We start from the raw sequence: 16,740 nt of genomic DNA on the forward strand, positions 1-16,740 counted from the left end.
GCAGAATTCGGGTTAATTTAAATAGGATGCGCGAACACTTAGAGTTTGCGTATCCTTATTCCTGCTATATTTTTCCATTCCACTGTGAGTTATCTGGTGACCACCAGACATCGTCTAAAATATGCTAATTTTTCAATACACGTTGGCCGATAAGCATAAAATAGAAATATGAATCAATGCTGATTGATTCATAATGTGATTGTTTTTTGATTTTCTTTAATAACTGCAATATTTATGATTATTAGCGCTATTATTAACATTAAAAAACAGTCACAATCTTTCCACTGACGGATTTTTGGCAATTTGTAAGGGTAACATGGAAATATTCTTTACTATCTTGATCTTGATTTTGGTGGTGTCAGTTTCTGGTGTTCTTACTAAAATGATTCCGTTCCGTATCCCCTTGCCGATAGTGCAAATAGCAATGGGTGCGTTGCTGGCCTGGCCTCATTTTGGTTTACACGTTACTTTCGATCCAGAACTCTTCCTCGTATTACTTATCCCTCCTTTGTTATTTGTTGATGGTTGGAAAACGCCAACCAGAGAGTTTTTTCAGCATGGGCGTGAAATCGTCATTTTAGTTTTAGTATTGGTCTTGGTGACGGTTATTGGCATTGGTTATTTGATCTATTGGTTATTGCCGAGTATTCCACTTATTGCTGCTTTTGCACTGGCGGCTGTATTATCCCCAACAGATGCGGTGGCATTATCATCCATTGTCGGAAAAGATCGTATTCCTAAAAATATGATGAGCGTGCTGGAAGGGGAGGCATTAATGAATGATGCTTCCGGTCTGGTGGCTCTGAAATTCGCCGTAGCGATTGCCATGGGCACGATGGTCTTTACCGTCACTGGTGCAACGGTTGAGTTTTTCAAGGTGGCGGTGGGGGGATTGCTGTCGGGTATCGCCATTACCTGGTTATACAGTAAATCACTGCGATTGATGAGTCGCTGGAGTGGCGATGATCCGGCAACTCAAATCATGTTTATGATGCTGTTGCCGTTTGCTTCTTATATGATTGCTGAACATATTGGTGTCTCAGGAATTCTGGCAGCGGTTGCCGCAGGTATGACTATCAGTAAGGCCGGCGTGATCCGCAACGCGCCACTGGATATGCGTCTGCGTGCCGATAACGTATGGGGAATGCTGGCCTTTGTCTTCAATGGCCTGGTGTTCATCATGCTGGGGCTGCAATTGCCGGGTATCTGGGAAACATCGGTGGAACAGGCTGAACTTGACCCACATGTTGAAACCTGGATGCTATTTGCTGCCGTTGGGATCATTTATGTTGCGCTGGTATTACTGCGATTCTGCTGGTTGTGGTTGATGAAAAATATCAGCAAGATGCTGATAAAGAAAAAACCCCTTCAGTTTGCCTCCTATACGGCTCGTGAGTTGTGGCTGGCTTCATTCGCGGGTGTTCGAGGGGCAATTACGCTGGCAGGTGCGCTGTCTGTCCCCTTGTTCTTACCGGATGGTGATCCGTTCCCGGCGCGTTATCAGTTGATTTTTATTGCAGCGGGCGTAATTTTGTTCTCCCTTTTTGTCGGGGTTGTCGCTTTACCTTTGCTCCTGCGTGGCATGAAAGTCGGTGATAAGCTGGCAGATCTCAATGAAATCAGAATGGCAAAATCGGCCATGGCTGAAGTTGCTATTGTCAGTATGAATAAGATGGAAGAGCGTCTGTCGGCCAGTACTGAAGAAAAACTGGATGCTGAGGTTATTAGTGAGATTGCTTCTCGCGTTACCGGTTATTTGCGGCGTCGTACTGCGGGAACGGATGAAATCGAACATAACCTGATGATTGAAGATTTGGAACGCCGCTTCCGTTTGACGGCATTAAGGGCTGAACGAGGAGAGTTATATCACCTGCGTGCCACCCGTAAGATTAGTAATGAAACACTACAAACGTTGCTGCATGATCTTGATTTGTTAGAAGCGCTTTTAGTAGAGAAAGATCAATAAGTAGAGAAAGATCAATAAAAGGTAAAAGACCAATAAATTATGTGGCTGTTAACGATCACAACATTTTTATGGGCCGCCTCATTTAGCCTGATTGGCGCTTATCTTGCTGGTCAGGTTGATAGCTGGTTTTCGGTTCTTGTCAGGGTCATATTGGCAGCAATGGTATTTTTACCATTTTTGCGCTGGCGTGGGTTATCGCTGAAAGTCATTTCACTGTATATGGCCGTCGGGGCCTGTCAGCTTGGTGTGATGTATTTGTTTGTATTTCACGCTTATCACTATCTGACCGTGGCAGAATTTTTGCTGTTTACCATCATGACGCCGCTTTATGTCACATTAATGTATGATCTGATGGGACGTCAGCGATTGCGCTGGAGTTATGCCTTGAGTTCTTTACTGGCAGTGGCTGGCGCAGCGATTATTCGTTATGACCGATTGAGTGAGTCTTTCTGGATTGGCTTGCTGTTAGTGCAATTGGCAAATATTTTTTTTGCAATTGGTCAAGTCGGTTATAAGCGCTTGATGGAGATCCATCCGATCCCACAACGAGTGGCATTTTCATGGTTTTATCTGGGCGCTTGTGCTGTCGCTATCATCGGTTGGCTGATGTTTGGTGATCCGCAAAAATTGCCAACAACTCAGCTACAGTGGGGAGTCTTGATTTGGCTGGGTGTTGGGGCATCGGGGATTGGCTACTTTATGTGGAACTATGGTGCCACTCAGGTCGATGCCGGAACACTGGCAATTATGAATAATATGTTGGTTCCGGCAGGGTTATTGGTCAATTTTGCGATTTGGCAGCAGCATCCGAATTGGCTGAACTTTACCATTGGAGGCAGCCTGATTGTTGCGTCGCTTTGGGTGCATCACCGTTGGATACTGAAACCTGTTTCACAAACGGCAAATTGTCCACCGCGTGCTGGCGCGCAGAACGAATAAAGGTATCGATAGCGGGTTGGCGCTGCTCCCCTTCCCGGCTGGCAGCGTACAATCTGCTCCATAACCCTTCTCCCAATGTTTGAGTGACAACCAATCCTTGTCTTTCAAATGTTTCCACGGCCCAGTGTGGTAACGCGGCAATACCCAATCGGGCGGCAACCATCTGGATCAGCAATAGTGTATTATCGACAGCTTTTAATGTTGGCGTAATTTCCGCAGGCTGGAGAAAACGACGCCAGATATCAAACCGTTGGCGCTGGACGGGATAGATCAGCAAAATTTCTGCGGCGAGATCTTGTGGACGAATATCACGTTTATTGGCCAGTGGATGATCCGGCGCGATCACCAGCTTCACTTCATAATCAAACAGCGGCGTATAATGCAGGTTACTGTCTGCAATAATGTCAGATGTCAGAACGATATCCAGCTCGCGTTTTTGCAGTGCAGGTTGAGGATCAAATGTCACACCAGATTTAAAGTCCACATTAACCTGCGGCCAACTTTCACGAAAACGCTTAAGTGCGGGTGTCAGCCATTGAATACAGCTATGGCACTCGATGGCAATGCGTAAGTTTGTCTCTTCCGGCTCATGGCATTCACGTAAGGAAGCGGTCACTAAGGGCAAGACTTGCTCTGCCAGCTTCAACAGCACTTCCCCTTGGGGGGTTAGCTTTAAGGGTTGGCTTTTACGAATGAATAGTTTAAATCCCAGCCGATGTTCTAATTCACTGAACTGATGAGAAAGGGCCGATTGCGTCTGATGCAAATAATTTGCTGTCGCGGCGAGTGAGCCACAATGGTTCAGTGCTTGCAGCGTTTTTAAGTGTTTTAGTTCGATCATGAAAAACCTTCAAGATGATAATGAATAATTTGCGCTTGTGGTTTATACCTTACCTGTTGATTATAGAAGTGTAAACATCTAGACGGCTAAAAATTACAGGGTGACGACATGAAGGTTCTGAATCATACATTAGGTTTTCCACGTATCGGATTGAAAAGAGAGCTAAAAAAAGCGCAAGAAAGCTATTGGGCGGGCAAAATTTCTCAACAGGAATTGCTGGAAACAGGTCGTGAATTACGTGCACGTCACTGGCAACAACAAAAAGAAGCGGGCGTTGATTTAGTCCCCGTTGGTGATTTTGCCTGGTATGACCAAGTATTGACCACCAGCCTGTTATTGGGCAATGTTCCACCGCGTCATCAAAATGAAGGTGGCAATATTGATCTGGATACGCTGTTCCGCATCGCCCGTGGTCGTGCTCCAACAGGGACACCTGCGGCTGCTTCGGAAATGACTAAATGGTTTAACACCAATTATCACTATATCGTGCCTGAATTTCAGGAAGGGCAGGAATTTAAGTTAGGCTGGACTCAGTTGTTGGATGAAGTTGATGAAGCTCTGGCATTGGGACACAACGTAAAACCTGTCCTTTTGGGACCCGTGACCTATTTATGGCTCGGTAAGGTAAAAGGCAAGGCTTTTGATCGCCTGTCTCTATTAAAGGATATCCTGCCGGTATACCAGCAGGTGTTGGCAGAACTGGCAACACGCGGCATTGAATGGGTACAGATTGATGAACCGGCTCTGGTACTGGAATTACCCGAAACGTGGCAGGCGGCATTCTCAACGGCTTATCAAGCACTTGAAGGACAAGTGAAATTGTTGCTGACGACCTATTTTGACAGCATCGGTCACAATCTGGAAACCATCAAATCGTTACCAGTGCAAGGATTGCATGTTGATTTGGTCGCGGGACAGGATTCTCTTGAGCATTTGGATAAATCTCTGCCGGAAGATTGGTTGCTTTCATTGGGGGTGATTAACGGCCGCAACGTTTGGCGAGCCGATTTGAGTGAAAAATACCCGCTTGTCGCTCCATTGGTTGGTAAGAGAAATGTGTGGATCGGCACTTCCTGTTCATTACTGCATAGCCCCATTGATCTGAATGATGAAACAGGATTGGATGAAGAAGTGAAAAGCTGGTTTGCCTTTGCATTGCAAAAATGTGCGGAACTTTCTTTGCTGTCACAAGCATTGAATGCGCCGGAAGGCAGTAAACAGGCAGATCTGGATGCCTATAGTGCCCCAGTTCGCGCCCGTCGCAGTTCCACAAGGGTGAATAATCCAGCGGTCGCTGGGCGCATTGCGGCAATTAAGCCACAGGATAGCGAACGTCATCAGGTATATCCTGAGCGTGCCAAGCTCCAGCGTCAGCGTTATAACTTACCGTTGTGGCCAACAACAACCATAGGTTCATTCCCGCAAACAACGGAAATTCGTAGCCTGCGTCTCGATTTCAAAAAAGGTCGGGTGGATAGTACGCACTACCGAGCCAATATCAGTGAGCATATCAAACAGGCGATCCAAGAGCAGGAGCGTTTGGGGTTGGATGTATTGGTACATGGTGAAGCTGAACGTAACGACATGGTGGAATATTTCGGTGAACACTTTGACGGTTATGTCTTTACTCAAAATGGCTGGGTACAGAGTTATGGCTCCCGTTGCGTGAAACCACCGGTAATTATTGGCGATATCAGTCGGCCAGAGGCGATAACAGTGACCTGGGCGACATATGCACAATCCTTGACTGATAAGCCAGTCAAAGGCATGTTGACGGGACCTGTGACCATTCTCTGTTGGTCATTCCCAAGGGAAGATATCAGCCGTGAAACCATCGCTAAACAGATCGCACTGGCTTTGCGTGATGAAGTTGATGATTTGCAGAAGGCAGGCATCGGCATTATCCAGATTGATGAACCGGCATTGCGTGAAGGCTTGCCACTGCGCAGAGAAGAGTGGCAGGAATATCTGGAATGGGCGGTGGATGCTTTCAAATTGAGCGCAGCCATTGCGCAAGATGATACCCAAATCCACACTCATATGTGTTATTGCGAGTTCAATGACATCATGCCGTCCATTGCAGCGCTGGATGCGGATGTAATCACCATTGAAACCTCACGCTCGGATATGGAGTTACTGGATTCGTTCGAAGATTTCTCTTATCCGAATGAGATAGGGCCTGGTGTGTATGATATTCACTCACCAAACGTCCCCAGCGTCGAATGGATTGAGTCATTATTACGCAAAGCGGCTGATCGTATTCCGGTTGAACGTTTGTGGGTAAACCCAGACTGTGGCTTGAAAACTCGCGGTTGGACAGAAACCAGACAAGCGTTGGCAAACATGGTTGAAGCGGCAACACGTTTACGCTCTTCATTAAATGGCTAATTTAGAGTTTATTTGTTCAGTTTAAACTTAATAAGTGATGAAAATACCCGCTACAGTCAGATTCATGTAGCGGGTGAAAAAGCGAGTTTTCTTGGCCGCTTAATCTTCAACAGATCCAATGCCCGCAGATTTTAAATCCAGATTTTTTGAGACGTCAGCGTTTGGCTGACTTTATCGATAAGACCAGACAAACGCTGATCTTCAATCCAATCTATCATGCATATGCTGGTGCTGCCTTCGCGCTGTTACAAGCCCGATTCGCAACTATTCGTTTTATCTCGGCAATACCTCTTTTTCAGTTCATTATATTTAAAGCAGACCGGGTCTGGCCTGAAATTTTCCTTGGAAAAATATCGATTTCTGATGGCGAAACGCATTGTAAATATGGCATGTTCCAATTTATCCATTTTTAATGAGGTTTTGTGATGGAGTTTTATATTCCAATTATTGGATTGGGAGTGGCGGTATTTACGCTGGTTTTTCTGGTCTTGCGCACGCGTGTTCATGTCCTTATTGCTATGCTAATTGCGGCAATAATCGCCGGAATATCAGGCGGCTTGACTATGAATAATATCGTTGAAGTCATCGCTAAAGGATTTGGTTCGACATTAGGTAACATCGGTATCGTGATTGGATTGGGATGCATGATGGGGAGAATATTGGAAGTATCGGGAGCAACAGAGCAAATCGCCTATAGCCTGATTAAATGGTTGGGTAAAAGGCGCGAAGAGTGGGCTTTGGCGATTACCGGTTATATTGTCAGTATCCCCATATTTGTGAATTCAGCTTTTGTGATCCTCTATCCGCTGGTGAAGGCATTGGCGAAAAAAGGTAAACGCAATGTATTGTCCCTTGGGGTTGCTCTGGCCGGAGGGTTAGTGGTGACTCACCATATCGTTCCTCCAACACCAGGGCCACTTGGTGTCGCCGGAATATTCGGGGTCAGTATCGGCCAAATGATGCTGGCAGGTATGATACTGGCGGTGCCCTGTGTCATTGGTATTACCTGCTATGCAAAGTGGTTGGAGACTAAATATCCTCAATATCAACTGGATGATACAGAGGAAAGTGCAGAAAATTTGCCACAAATACATCAGCGTTATATGGAAGAGAAAGAGCAAAAATCACTTCCAAGTCTATTTCTTTCGCTTTTACCCATCGTCGTGCCAATTATGCTGATTTTTATTGGTGTCATTAATGGAATGATACGGAAAATGGATGGGTTTGCCGGTAAGGAGAACGCTTTCTATTTTCAGCTTTTTGATTTTCTAGGATCCCCCATTATTGCGCTAGCAATCAGTGTATTACTGGCGGTTTATACCTTAATGCCAAACGTTAGTAAGCATGAAGTGATTGAACATCTGGAAACAGGGTTAAAAACGGTAGGTATTATTTTGCTGGTGTCAGGCGCGGGAGGTGCATTAGGCGCCGTGTTGAATGAAGGCTCAACAGGGACGATATTGGCGCATTATATTGCCAGCCTGCCCATAACACCGGTCTTGATCCCATTTATCATTGCAACGCTCATACGCATAATTCAAGGCTCTGGTACAGTGGCAATGATAACTGCGGCTTCTATTTCTGCGCCGGTTATCAAGCAGATACCGGATGTTAATATGTTGGTGGCGGCTCAGGCGGCGATGATGGGCACACTATTTTTCAGTTACTTCAATGATTGTTTTTTCTGGGTGGTTAACCGGATGATGGGCATTAAGAATGTGAGACAGCAGATTATCATCTGGTCGATACCCACCACCATTGCTTGGGGAATTGGACTGTGTGGTGTATTGCTGCTTAATTTCATCATGTAACTTATTATGCGGATAGCGCCCTGTAGAGGGCGTTTTCTTTTTAAATGTGATAATCATCACAAATATATGTATGTGTTTCTTTTTAATATCAATTAAAGATGATTTTAATCACTAAAAAATGTCAGAGTATTGACTAAATTTAGGTATTCAAATTTTGAATCATGTCCGCTGAGGAGTTTGCTATGTCTGATGTGTTTCACTTAGGTATTACCAAAAGCGACCTGCAAGGCGCAACTCTGGCAATTGTACCCGGCGATCCTAACCGTGTTGAGAAAATTGCGCGACTGATGGATAACCCAGTCCATTTGGCTTCCCACCGTGAATTTACAACCTGGCGTGCAGAAATCAACGGAAAGGCTGTGGTTGTCTGCTCTACAGGCATTGGCGGTCCCTCAACGTCGATTGCTGTAGAGGAACTGGCACAGTTAGGAGTATGTACTTTCCTGCGTATCGGAACAACTGGGGCGATTCAGCCACATATCAATGTAGGGGATGTATTGGTCACGACCGCAGCGGTTCGTTTGGACGGTGCCAGCCTGCACTTCGCCCCAATGGAGTTCCCTGCGGTTGCTGATTTTGCGTGTACAAATGCCTTGTATGAAGCCGCAAAGGCATCGGGTTCTGCTACCCATGTTGGTATTACTGCATCTTCCGATACCTTCTATCCAGGACAAGAGCGTTACGATACTTATTCCGGTCGTGTTGTGCGCCGTTTCCAGGGTTCGATGAAAGAATGGCAAGAAATGGGCGTAATGAACTTTGAAATGGAGTCAGCAACCTTGCTGACCATGTGCGCAAGTCAGGGACTACGGGCTGGTATGGTAGCCGGTGTGATCGTTAACCGTACCCAACAGGAAATCCCCGATGTTGAGCTGCTGAAAAAAACGGAAAGCAATGCACTGGGGATTGTTGTGGAGGCCGCCCGTCGCCTGCTGTGAAGTTTTTCATCAAGGGTCAGAGCATTCTGGCCCTATCGTTTTTGTTATCTTTTGTCTCCCTTCATTTCAAAATTTGATAATGTCATAACATTCTGTACTAATAGATAGTTTGTTCTATTAACTATTTTTTTAATCGCAACAAGAGTGACTATGACCACAACATTTCTATCTCATCCTTCACTACTTCCTTTGAATGGCGGCATTAATTTTCGTGATTTGGGTAATAACACCCTGAAAAATGGCGCTAAAATTAAATCAGGATTGTTATTTCGTTCAGGATCACTGGACAGATTGACAGAAAACGATCAGGCTTTTTTAGTCGATCAAAACCTTTTGCAGATCATTGATTATCGTGATAACAGCGAAATTATGGATAAACCCGATCGCATATGGAATGGCGCGCATTATCACCATGCTCCAGCTAATCCTCTTTCCAAAGAAGTGGATGCTAATCTGGATAAGTTAGACAAAGAAATACTGGAGCAATTCGACGCGAAAGTATTTATGGCTCGCTTATATGAATTGTTACCCATTAACAATCCAGCTTATAAGACGTTAGCGACATTATTGCTGCAACCAGAGAAAGGCGGAATTGTGCAACATTGCGCGGTGGGTAAAGACAGGACAGGAGTGGGTTCTGCACTGGTTTTATTCGCACTGGGTGCTGATTTGGATACGGTGATGGAAGATTATTTGTTGACCAATATCACATTGGCGCCATACCGCGACTATTTATTGAGTGAATACGCAAAAATTATGCGTGAAAGTGTGGTCGAAAAATTTGCCTATGTTTATTCAGTGAGGGAAGAGTTTCTGCTGACAGCAATTAACAGTATTAACCGGCATTATGGCAGCGTAGATATTTGGCTGGAAAAAGATATCGGACTCAATATCGCTGCGCGTGAAAAACTACAATCTTATTTTCTTGAATAAAAATATCAGGTTAGCATTGGACGGATTGTTCAGGGCTGACCTATAACCTCCCACTGATAACACAGGAAAGATTAATGTGAGCCTGCATGAAATTATCGAACTGATCATAAACTTCGTAAAAGACCATGAAGTTTGGGCAATTCCTATCATTTTCCTACTGGCATTTGGTGAATCGTTGGCATTTATTTCCCTATTATTGCCAGCAACGATCATTTTGTTGGGGTTAGGCGCATTGATTGGTGAAAGTGGATTAACCTTCTGGCCAATATGGCTAGCTGCCGCCGCCGGCGCTTTCTTTGGTGATTGGGTTTCTTACTGGTTTGGTTTCCATTACAAAGAAAATGTCGGCAAGATGTGGCCGCTTTCCCGCCATCCTCAAACGTTGGTTCGCGGACATCGTTTTTTTGACCGATGGGGCGTATGGGGCATTTTCATTGGGCGTTTTTTTGGCCCGTTGAGAGCAGTTGTACCGCTGGTGGCTGGAATTTGTGCCATGCCAAAACGTCATTTTCAGCTCGCTAATTTAGCGTCTGCATTGATCTGGGCATTCGGTATCTTAGCTCCAGGGGCATTTGGCCTGCGTTGGTTGGCAGAGTGGATGGGATAATTGCGAGCCGCTTTGCAGACTGAAAGAAAGCCATTAGATATTCTGGACATTTATACAGCATCTATTTAACTTACATTGAGTCTAATGAATCGAAAACGTTGACTGAAATTTAGTGCTAATGGTGTTAATGAAGAATAGCGTTAGCGAGGGTGTATAAGTGGATATCCAGTGGTTATACATGCTGATCGGTGGTTTAGGTGGATTGCTGGGCGGAGGGATCTTCGTCTGGCTTTCTGTTCAGCAGAGGATCCAGCAGAAAGAGCAGGAACTGCGTGAATTATATAGCCAACAGGCTGTTAGCCATGAAAAGCTGGAGCAATCCCACTATTGGCGTACTGAATGCACTCAACTAAACCAAGAGTTACTGGCTCAACGCGAAATTAACAGTGTGCAGGAAGTTGAGTTGCGAGAACTGAGCACCCGGCTTGAAGAAACCAGACTGGCTGCGGAGGAAAAGCAGCGTTTATTGATCAACAGTGAGCAGCGATTAAGTACCCAATTTGAAAATCTCGCCAATCGTATCTTTGATCAGAATCGACGCAGTACTGACGAATATCATCGTCAAAACCTCAATAATCTTCTGATGCCATTTCGTGAACAACTTGAAGGATTCCGCCGTCAGGTACAAGACAGTTTTGGGCAGGAAGCCCGCGAGCGCCATACTTTGACTCATGAAGTTCGTCATCTTCAGCAACTCAATGCACAGATGGCAAAAGAAGCTATTAATCTTACCAAGGCCCTGAAAGGAGACAATAAAATACAGGGAAATTGGGGAGAGATGGTATTGGCTCGGGTTTTGGAAGCGTCTGGTTTGCGTGAGGGATATGAGTTCGATACGCAGGTTAATCTTAAGGCTGAAAACAGCGAACGTTTTCAACCGGATGTGATTGTGCATCTGCCACAGGGAAAAGATGTCATTATTGATGCCAAAATGTCTCTGGTTGCTTATGAACGTTATTTCAATAGTGATAGCGAAGAACAACAGGCGCAGGCATTACAGGAACATATCAACTCTATCAGAGGACATATTCGCGGCCTGAGCCGAAAAGATTATCAACAATTACCCGGATTGCGATCACTGGATTATGTTTTGATGTTTATTCCTGTGGAACCTGCTTATCTGGTTGCACTCAATCAGGCCCCAGAATTACTTGATGAAGCATTGAAACATAATATTATGTTGGTCAGCCCATCAACTTTGCTGGTTGCTGTTCGTATTATCAATAACTTGTGGCGTTATGAATATCAAAGCCAAAATGCGCGTTTGATTGCCGATAAGGCCGCCAGAATGTATGACAAAATGCGATTGTTTGTGGATGATATGCAAGGATTGGGGCAAAGCCTTAACAAAGCACAGGCGAGTTACCATTTCGCAATGAAAAAGCTTGTTGAGGGCAGAGGTAATTTAATTAGTCAGGCCGAAGCATTTCGTGATTTAGGCGTGGATGTGAAGCGTCCTATTGATTCACAGTTGATTGATAAATCTTTCCAATCGTTGCAGGTGAATGAGTGAAGTCTGGATAGGGTTTTGTTGGAAAGGCTGGTACACTGGCTATAAATTTTTTTGAATAAAAAGCGGACAAATAACATGGCAGATCAATCAAAAGAAACCACTGATTTTGGTTTCCGCACCGTAGCCAAAGAACAAAAAAAAGAGATGGTGGCAGAGGTATTTCACTCTGTGGCCTCGAAATATGACTTAATGAATGACTTGATGTCATTTGGCATTCACCGTATCTGGAAACGTTTCACTATTGAGTCAAGTGGTATTCGCCGTGGTCATAAGGTGCTTGATCTTGCTGGTGGAACAGGTGATCTAACCGCAAAATTCTCCCGAATGGTGGGGGAAAAAGGTCAAGTTGTTCTGGCGGATATCAATGACTCAATGTTGAAAGTGGGACGCGAAAAATTACGCGATACCGGTATCGTAGGCAATGTCAGTTATGTTCAAGCCAATGCCGAAGAACTGCCTTTCCCTGATAACCATTTTGACTGTATTACTATTTCTTTCGGCTTGCGTAATGTCACGGATAAAGAAAAAGCACTACGTTCCATGTATCGGGTACTTAAGCTAGGCGGACGCTTGTTGGTGCTGGAGTTTTCTAAACCTGTATTGGCACCGTTAAGTAAGGTTTATGATGTTTATTCATTCCATGTTCTGCCCCGAATCGGTCAGATGGTTGTGAATGATGGGGACAGTTACCGTTATCTGACAGAATCCATCCGTATGCACCCTGATCAGGAAACTTTAAAAGGCATGATGGAAGAGGCGGGCTTTGACCAGGTTTACTACACCAACATGACTGGTGGAATTGTTGCACTGCACAAAGGATTCAAATTCTGAGATGGAAACCCCCTCATCAAGCCATAATATGAGTTCTGCGGCATCCAATGATAAGGTGTTGTTTCCGGTAGTAACGGCCTTTCTGGAAACAACCTTGAATCATCTGTTATATCGTGAAGCGGTATTAAAACCTGCCCGCTTGAGACTGGCAGGTAAGATACTGTCCATCAAACTGAAAGAAATCGAAACCCCCTTGATACTGATATTCAGTGAGAAACGGGTGGATGTTTTGAGCCAATGGTCAGAGCTTGTGGATTGTTCGATGAAAGCAACGCTCCCTGCACTACTCAAGCTACGGGATCGCCAGTGCCTTTCAACCCTGATTAACCGGGGGGAAATTGTCATTGAAGGGGACATGCAGGTGATTCAACAATGGTCTGCTTTGCTGGATATGTCAGAGTGGGATCCTGCGTATTATCTTTCCCCTTATGTCGGTGATATTGCCGCAGAAGGTATCAGCCGGATGATAAAGAAAAGTTTTGAATTTGCCAGCAATACCATTGCAAGGAAGAAAACGTATTTCACCGAATCATTGACGGAAGAATGGGATACGGTTCCCAGTGCGTTGGAAGTGGCTTATTTCAACGAAGAGGTTAGTGCTGTTGCCAATCAGATAACACAACTCGAAAAACGGTTGGCGGCACTGGAGGGAAAACATGACACCCAGTGAAATTAGACGACTTTACTTTATCATCCGAGTGTTTCTTTCTTACGGGTTAGATGAACTCATCCCTAATATTCGTTTGACATGGCCGTTGCGTTTTGGGCGTTATTTCCTGTTTTGGATATCTAACAAGCATAAGGATAAACCTCTCGGCGAACGTTTGCGTTTAGCATTACAAGAACTCGGTCCAGTGTGGATCAAATTTGGCCAGATGCTCTCCACGCGTCGAGACCTGTTCCCGCCTGCGATTGCAGATCAACTTTCGATGTTACAAGATCGGGTAGTGTCCTTTGATGGCGCGGTGGCACGAAAATCGATTGAAACGGCTTTAGAGGGCGCGCTGGAAACGTGGTTTGAGGATTTTGATCCACAACCCCTGGCTTCCGCTTCTATCGCTCAGGTACATACTGCTCGATTGAAAGAGAATGGCAGAGAAGTTGTTTTAAAGGTGATCCGCCCGGATATTCTGCCGGTAATTAAAGCTGATGTGCGGTTAATGTATCGCCTGGCAAATTTGGTTCCTCTTTTACCTGATGGTCGTCGTCTTCGTCCGCGTGAAGTTATAAGAGAATATGAGAAAACGCTGCTTGATGAGCTGAATTTATTGCGTGAAACTGCAAACGCGATTCAATTGCGGCGTAATTTTGAAGATAGTTCAATGCTCTACGTGCCGGAAGTCTATCCCGACTATTGCCGGGAAAATGTTTTGGTGATGGAGCGCATTTATGGTATTCCCGTGTCAGATGTTGCGGCTTTAGAGGCGCAGAACACCAATATGAAATTATTGGCTGAACGTGGAGTTCAGGTATTCTTCACCCAAGTATTTCGTGATAGTTTTTTCCATGCGGATATGCATCCCGGTAATATTTTCGTCAGTTATGACAAACCGGAAGATCCTACTTATATCGGCATCGATTACGGCATTGTTGGCTCTTTGAATAAAGATGATAAACGCTATCTGGCCGAAAATTTTATTGCTTTCTTCAATCGTGATTATCGTCGGGTCGCTGAACTGCATGTCGATTCTGGTTGGGTGCTGGCAGATACCAATGTGGAAGATTTCGAATTTGCTATTCGTACCGTTTGTGAACCAATTTTTGAAAAACCACTGGCTGAAATCTCATTTGGGCATGTTTTGCTAAACCTTTTCAATACCGCCCGTCGTTTTAATATGGCAGTTCAGCCCCAGTTGGTTCTGCTGCAAAAAACGCTGTTGTATGTTGAAGGCTTGGGGCGCCAACTTTATCCTCAGCTTGATCTGTGGAAAACAGCAAAACCTTTTCTGGAAGATTGGCTGCATGATCAGATTGGGCTTCCCGCTATTGTGCGTGCCTTTAAAGAGAAGGCACCTTATTGGGCGGAAAAGTTACCAGAACTTCCAGAGCTGGTATATGGCACGCTCCAGCAGCATCGGCGTTTACAAAGCAGCATTGATCAGATATCGCAACAATTCAGGGAACAACAGCTCAGACAGCGCAAGTCTCTCTATTTGTTGGGGATTGGTGCAACTCTCTTTATCGGTGGTAGTTTGTTTTTCATCATAGATCAGAAACATCTGGCATGGGGAATGATAGGGAGCGGAATTGCATCATGGGGATTGGGCTGGTGTCATTTAAGCAAGCGTTAATAATTCAGTAATGATGAATATTAAATGCAGGTAATTCTGCCACGATCCTTGGTATGATTGTATTATTTTTGAACATAAAGTTTGTCGTTTATCATTAAATCACGAGTAATATTCTATGAATGGAGGTAGGTCAGTATGGGTGGTATAAGTATTTGGCAATTGCTCATCATTGCCGTCATTGTCGTACTGGTGTTTGGTACTAATAAGCTTCGTACCTTGGGTTCAGACTTGGGTGAATCAATAAAGGGCTTTAAAAAGGCAATGAGTGATGATGGAAAGTCACCGCAGCCGGAAAAAATGAGTCAGGATCAGGATGCCGAGTTTGAAACTAAAAACCTCACTGAAAAGTTCACGGCGGCGCAATCTGAAAAATCAGAGAGTAAAAGTAAAGACAAAGAGCAGGTATAAACCGTGTTTGACATTGGTTTTAGTGAACTACTGTTAGTGATGATCATTGGCCTGGTCGTTCTGGGACCGGAACGTCTGCCTGTTGCGGTCAAAACAGTGGCTGGCTGGATTCGGGCATTGCGCTCTCTGGCGGCTAATGTCCAGAATGAGCTTGCTCAGGAACTAAAATTGCAAGAGCTTCAGGACACCCTGAAAAAAATGGAAGAAAAAGCCGACCTGCAATCACTTTCGCCAGAACTGAAAGCTTCAATGGAGGCGCTGAAGGAAGCGGCTGATTCATTGAAAAATACGTATCAGTTGAAACCGGATGAAATGAGGGAATTGGAGGAGGATGAAACGTATTTTCATTCTTCTGGGTCCCAATCGGTTGCAAGGCACTCGAATTCAGAATCAGTCATTGCAGAGCAATCGAGTGCAAGCACAGAGCAACAAAAAAGAAAACCACCTGAACAAGTAAATGGCGAACACTGAAACATGTCTGTGGATAATACCCAACCTCTTATCAGTCACCTGATTGAACTGCGTAAGCGGATTTTAAATAGTTTAATTACCGTGCTGGTTGTGTTTCTGGCATTGGTTTATTTTTCCAATGACATTTATCGACTTATTGCAGCGCCTTTAATGGAACAATTACCTAAAGGTGCCAATATGATTGCAACAGATGTTGCATCACCTTTTTTTACCCCAATTAAACTGACCATTATGGTGTCTATCTTTGTTTCGGCACCGATGATCCTTTATCAAGTATGGGCATTTATTGCGCCGGCATTGTATAAACACGAACGCCGTTTGATTATGCCCTTACTGTTTTCCAGTAGCATATTGTTTTATCTGGGAATGGCATTCGCATATTTTGTCGTTTTTCCCATTGCGTTTGGTTTCTTTATCAATACCGTACCCGTTGGGGTCGTAATCTCGACGGATATCAGCAATTATTTAAGCTTTGTCATGGCGCTATTTATGGCTTTTGGCGTTTCATTCGAAATACCCATTGCCATTATTTTGCTGTGTTGGAGTGGGATAGTGACGCCAGAATCACTAAAGAGAAAGCGTCCTTATATTTTAGTTGGGGCGTTTGTGGTTGGGATGTTGTTAACACCACCCGATGTTTTCTCACAGACTTTGCTGGCTGTTCCCATGTATTTGCTATTTGAGCTGGGGATTTTGCTTTCGCAGGTCTATGTTGGTAAATGGGGACGGCGTAATTTTATCAATCCAGAAGATAAATCAGACAGTGATATTGGTGACAATTTTAAACAATAATCTGATGCCAG

General features: G+C 44.6%; 16 protein-coding genes. 15 read left to right on the forward strand and 1 reads right to left on the reverse strand.

Translation table 11 applies throughout. The features are described 5' to 3' along the window. Window positions 1-316 precede the first annotated feature (316 nt). Together ABLA76_RS12375 and ABLA76_RS12380 are read left to right on the forward strand one after the other, a co-directional pair. A complete protein-coding gene (locus tag ABLA76_RS12375; RefSeq protein WP_047770669.1) occupies window positions 317-1,966 on the forward strand; it encodes a Na+/H+ antiporter in 1,650 nt (549 codons plus the stop codon). 39 nt (window positions 1,967-2,005) lie between these two features. Beyond that, a complete protein-coding gene (locus ABLA76_RS12380; protein WP_348988143.1) occupies window positions 2,006-2,905 on the forward strand; it encodes a carboxylate/amino acid/amine transporter in 900 nt (299 codons plus the stop codon). Here ABLA76_RS12380 and metR read toward each other — a convergent pair. Then, complete coding sequence (metR, locus tag ABLA76_RS12385; RefSeq protein ID WP_348988144.1) at window positions 2,790-3,746, reverse strand: HTH-type transcriptional regulator MetR; 957 nt, start codon at window positions 3,744-3,746, stop codon at window positions 2,790-2,792. The two genes, ABLA76_RS12380 and metR, sit on opposite strands and share 116 nt — an antisense overlap. 108 nt (window positions 3,747-3,854) lie before the next feature. Here metR and metE point away from each other — a divergent pair, with 108 nt between their 5' ends. The 13 genes from metE (at window position 3,855) to tatC (ending at window position 16,729) form a co-directional block, all read left to right on the forward strand. After that, entirely contained in the window at window positions 3,855-6,134 is a 2,280-nt protein-coding gene (metE, locus tag ABLA76_RS12390; RefSeq protein ID WP_348988145.1) for a 5-methyltetrahydropteroyltriglutamate--homocysteine S-methyltransferase, read from the forward strand. 161 nt (window positions 6,135-6,295) lie between these two features. Next, entirely contained in the window at window positions 6,296-6,547 is a 252-nt protein-coding gene (locus ABLA76_RS12395) for a hypothetical protein (protein ID WP_348988146.1), read from the forward strand. Between the two features lie 12 nt (window positions 6,548-6,559). Beyond that, the gene (locus tag ABLA76_RS12400; protein ID WP_348988147.1) at window positions 6,560-7,945 is read left to right on the forward strand and encodes a gluconate:H+ symporter; all 1,386 of its coding nucleotides are present in this window, start codon (window positions 6,560-6,562) and stop codon (window positions 7,943-7,945) included. 182 nt (window positions 7,946-8,127) lie between these two features. After that, a complete protein-coding gene (gene udp, locus ABLA76_RS12405; RefSeq protein WP_047770664.1) occupies window positions 8,128-8,883 on the forward strand; it encodes a uridine phosphorylase in 756 nt (251 codons plus the stop codon). A 150-nt stretch (window positions 8,884-9,033) separates the two neighbouring features. Beyond that, entirely contained in the window at window positions 9,034-9,816 is a 783-nt protein-coding gene (locus ABLA76_RS12410; RefSeq protein ID WP_348988148.1) for a tyrosine-protein phosphatase, read from the forward strand. Window positions 9,817-9,892: 76 nt separating this feature from the next. Next, window positions 9,893-10,423 (forward strand): DedA family protein, encoded by a 531-nt coding sequence (locus ABLA76_RS12415; RefSeq protein ID WP_348988149.1) that lies wholly within the window; start codon window positions 9,893-9,895, stop codon window positions 10,421-10,423. Window positions 10,424-10,601: 178 nt separating this feature from the next. After that, window positions 10,602-11,936, forward strand: a complete 1,335-nt coding sequence (gene rmuC, locus ABLA76_RS12420; RefSeq protein ID WP_047770676.1) for a DNA recombination protein RmuC — start codon at window positions 10,602-10,604, stop codon at window positions 11,934-11,936. A gap of 75 nt (window positions 11,937-12,011) precedes the next feature. Then, complete coding sequence (gene ubiE / locus ABLA76_RS12425; protein ID WP_348988150.1) at window positions 12,012-12,767, forward strand: bifunctional demethylmenaquinone methyltransferase/2-methoxy-6-polyprenyl-1,4-benzoquinol methylase UbiE; 756 nt, start codon at window positions 12,012-12,014, stop codon at window positions 12,765-12,767. 1 nt (window position 12,768) lies between these two features. Continuing rightward, complete coding sequence (locus ABLA76_RS12430; protein WP_348988151.1) at window positions 12,769-13,437, forward strand: SCP2 domain-containing protein; 669 nt, start codon at window positions 12,769-12,771, stop codon at window positions 13,435-13,437. Beyond that, window positions 13,424-15,058, forward strand: coding sequence for a ubiquinone biosynthesis regulatory protein kinase UbiB (gene ubiB, locus ABLA76_RS12435; protein ID WP_348988152.1), 1,635 nt, complete (start codon window positions 13,424-13,426; stop codon window positions 15,056-15,058). Before ABLA76_RS12430 ends, ubiB begins: the two co-directional genes overlap by 14 nt. A gap of 135 nt (window positions 15,059-15,193) precedes the next feature. Continuing rightward, on the forward strand, window positions 15,194-15,466 hold the full coding sequence (gene tatA, locus ABLA76_RS12440; protein WP_047770658.1) for a Sec-independent protein translocase subunit TatA: 273 nt from the start codon (window positions 15,194-15,196) through the stop codon (window positions 15,464-15,466). Window positions 15,467-15,469: 3 nt separating this feature from the next. Continuing rightward, window positions 15,470-15,937: a Sec-independent protein translocase protein TatB gene (tatB, locus tag ABLA76_RS12445; RefSeq protein ID WP_348988153.1), complete on the forward strand. Its 468-nt coding sequence runs from the start codon at window positions 15,470-15,472 to the stop codon at window positions 15,935-15,937. A gap of 3 nt (window positions 15,938-15,940) precedes the next feature. Further along, complete coding sequence (gene tatC, locus ABLA76_RS12450; protein WP_348988154.1) at window positions 15,941-16,729, forward strand: Sec-independent protein translocase subunit TatC; 789 nt, start codon at window positions 15,941-15,943, stop codon at window positions 16,727-16,729. Window positions 16,730-16,740: the final 11 nt, after the last annotated feature.

This window comes from Xenorhabdus sp. SGI240 (genome assembly GCF_040081915.1).
GTDB lineage: Bacteria > Pseudomonadota > Gammaproteobacteria > Enterobacterales > Enterobacteriaceae > Xenorhabdus > Xenorhabdus bakwenae.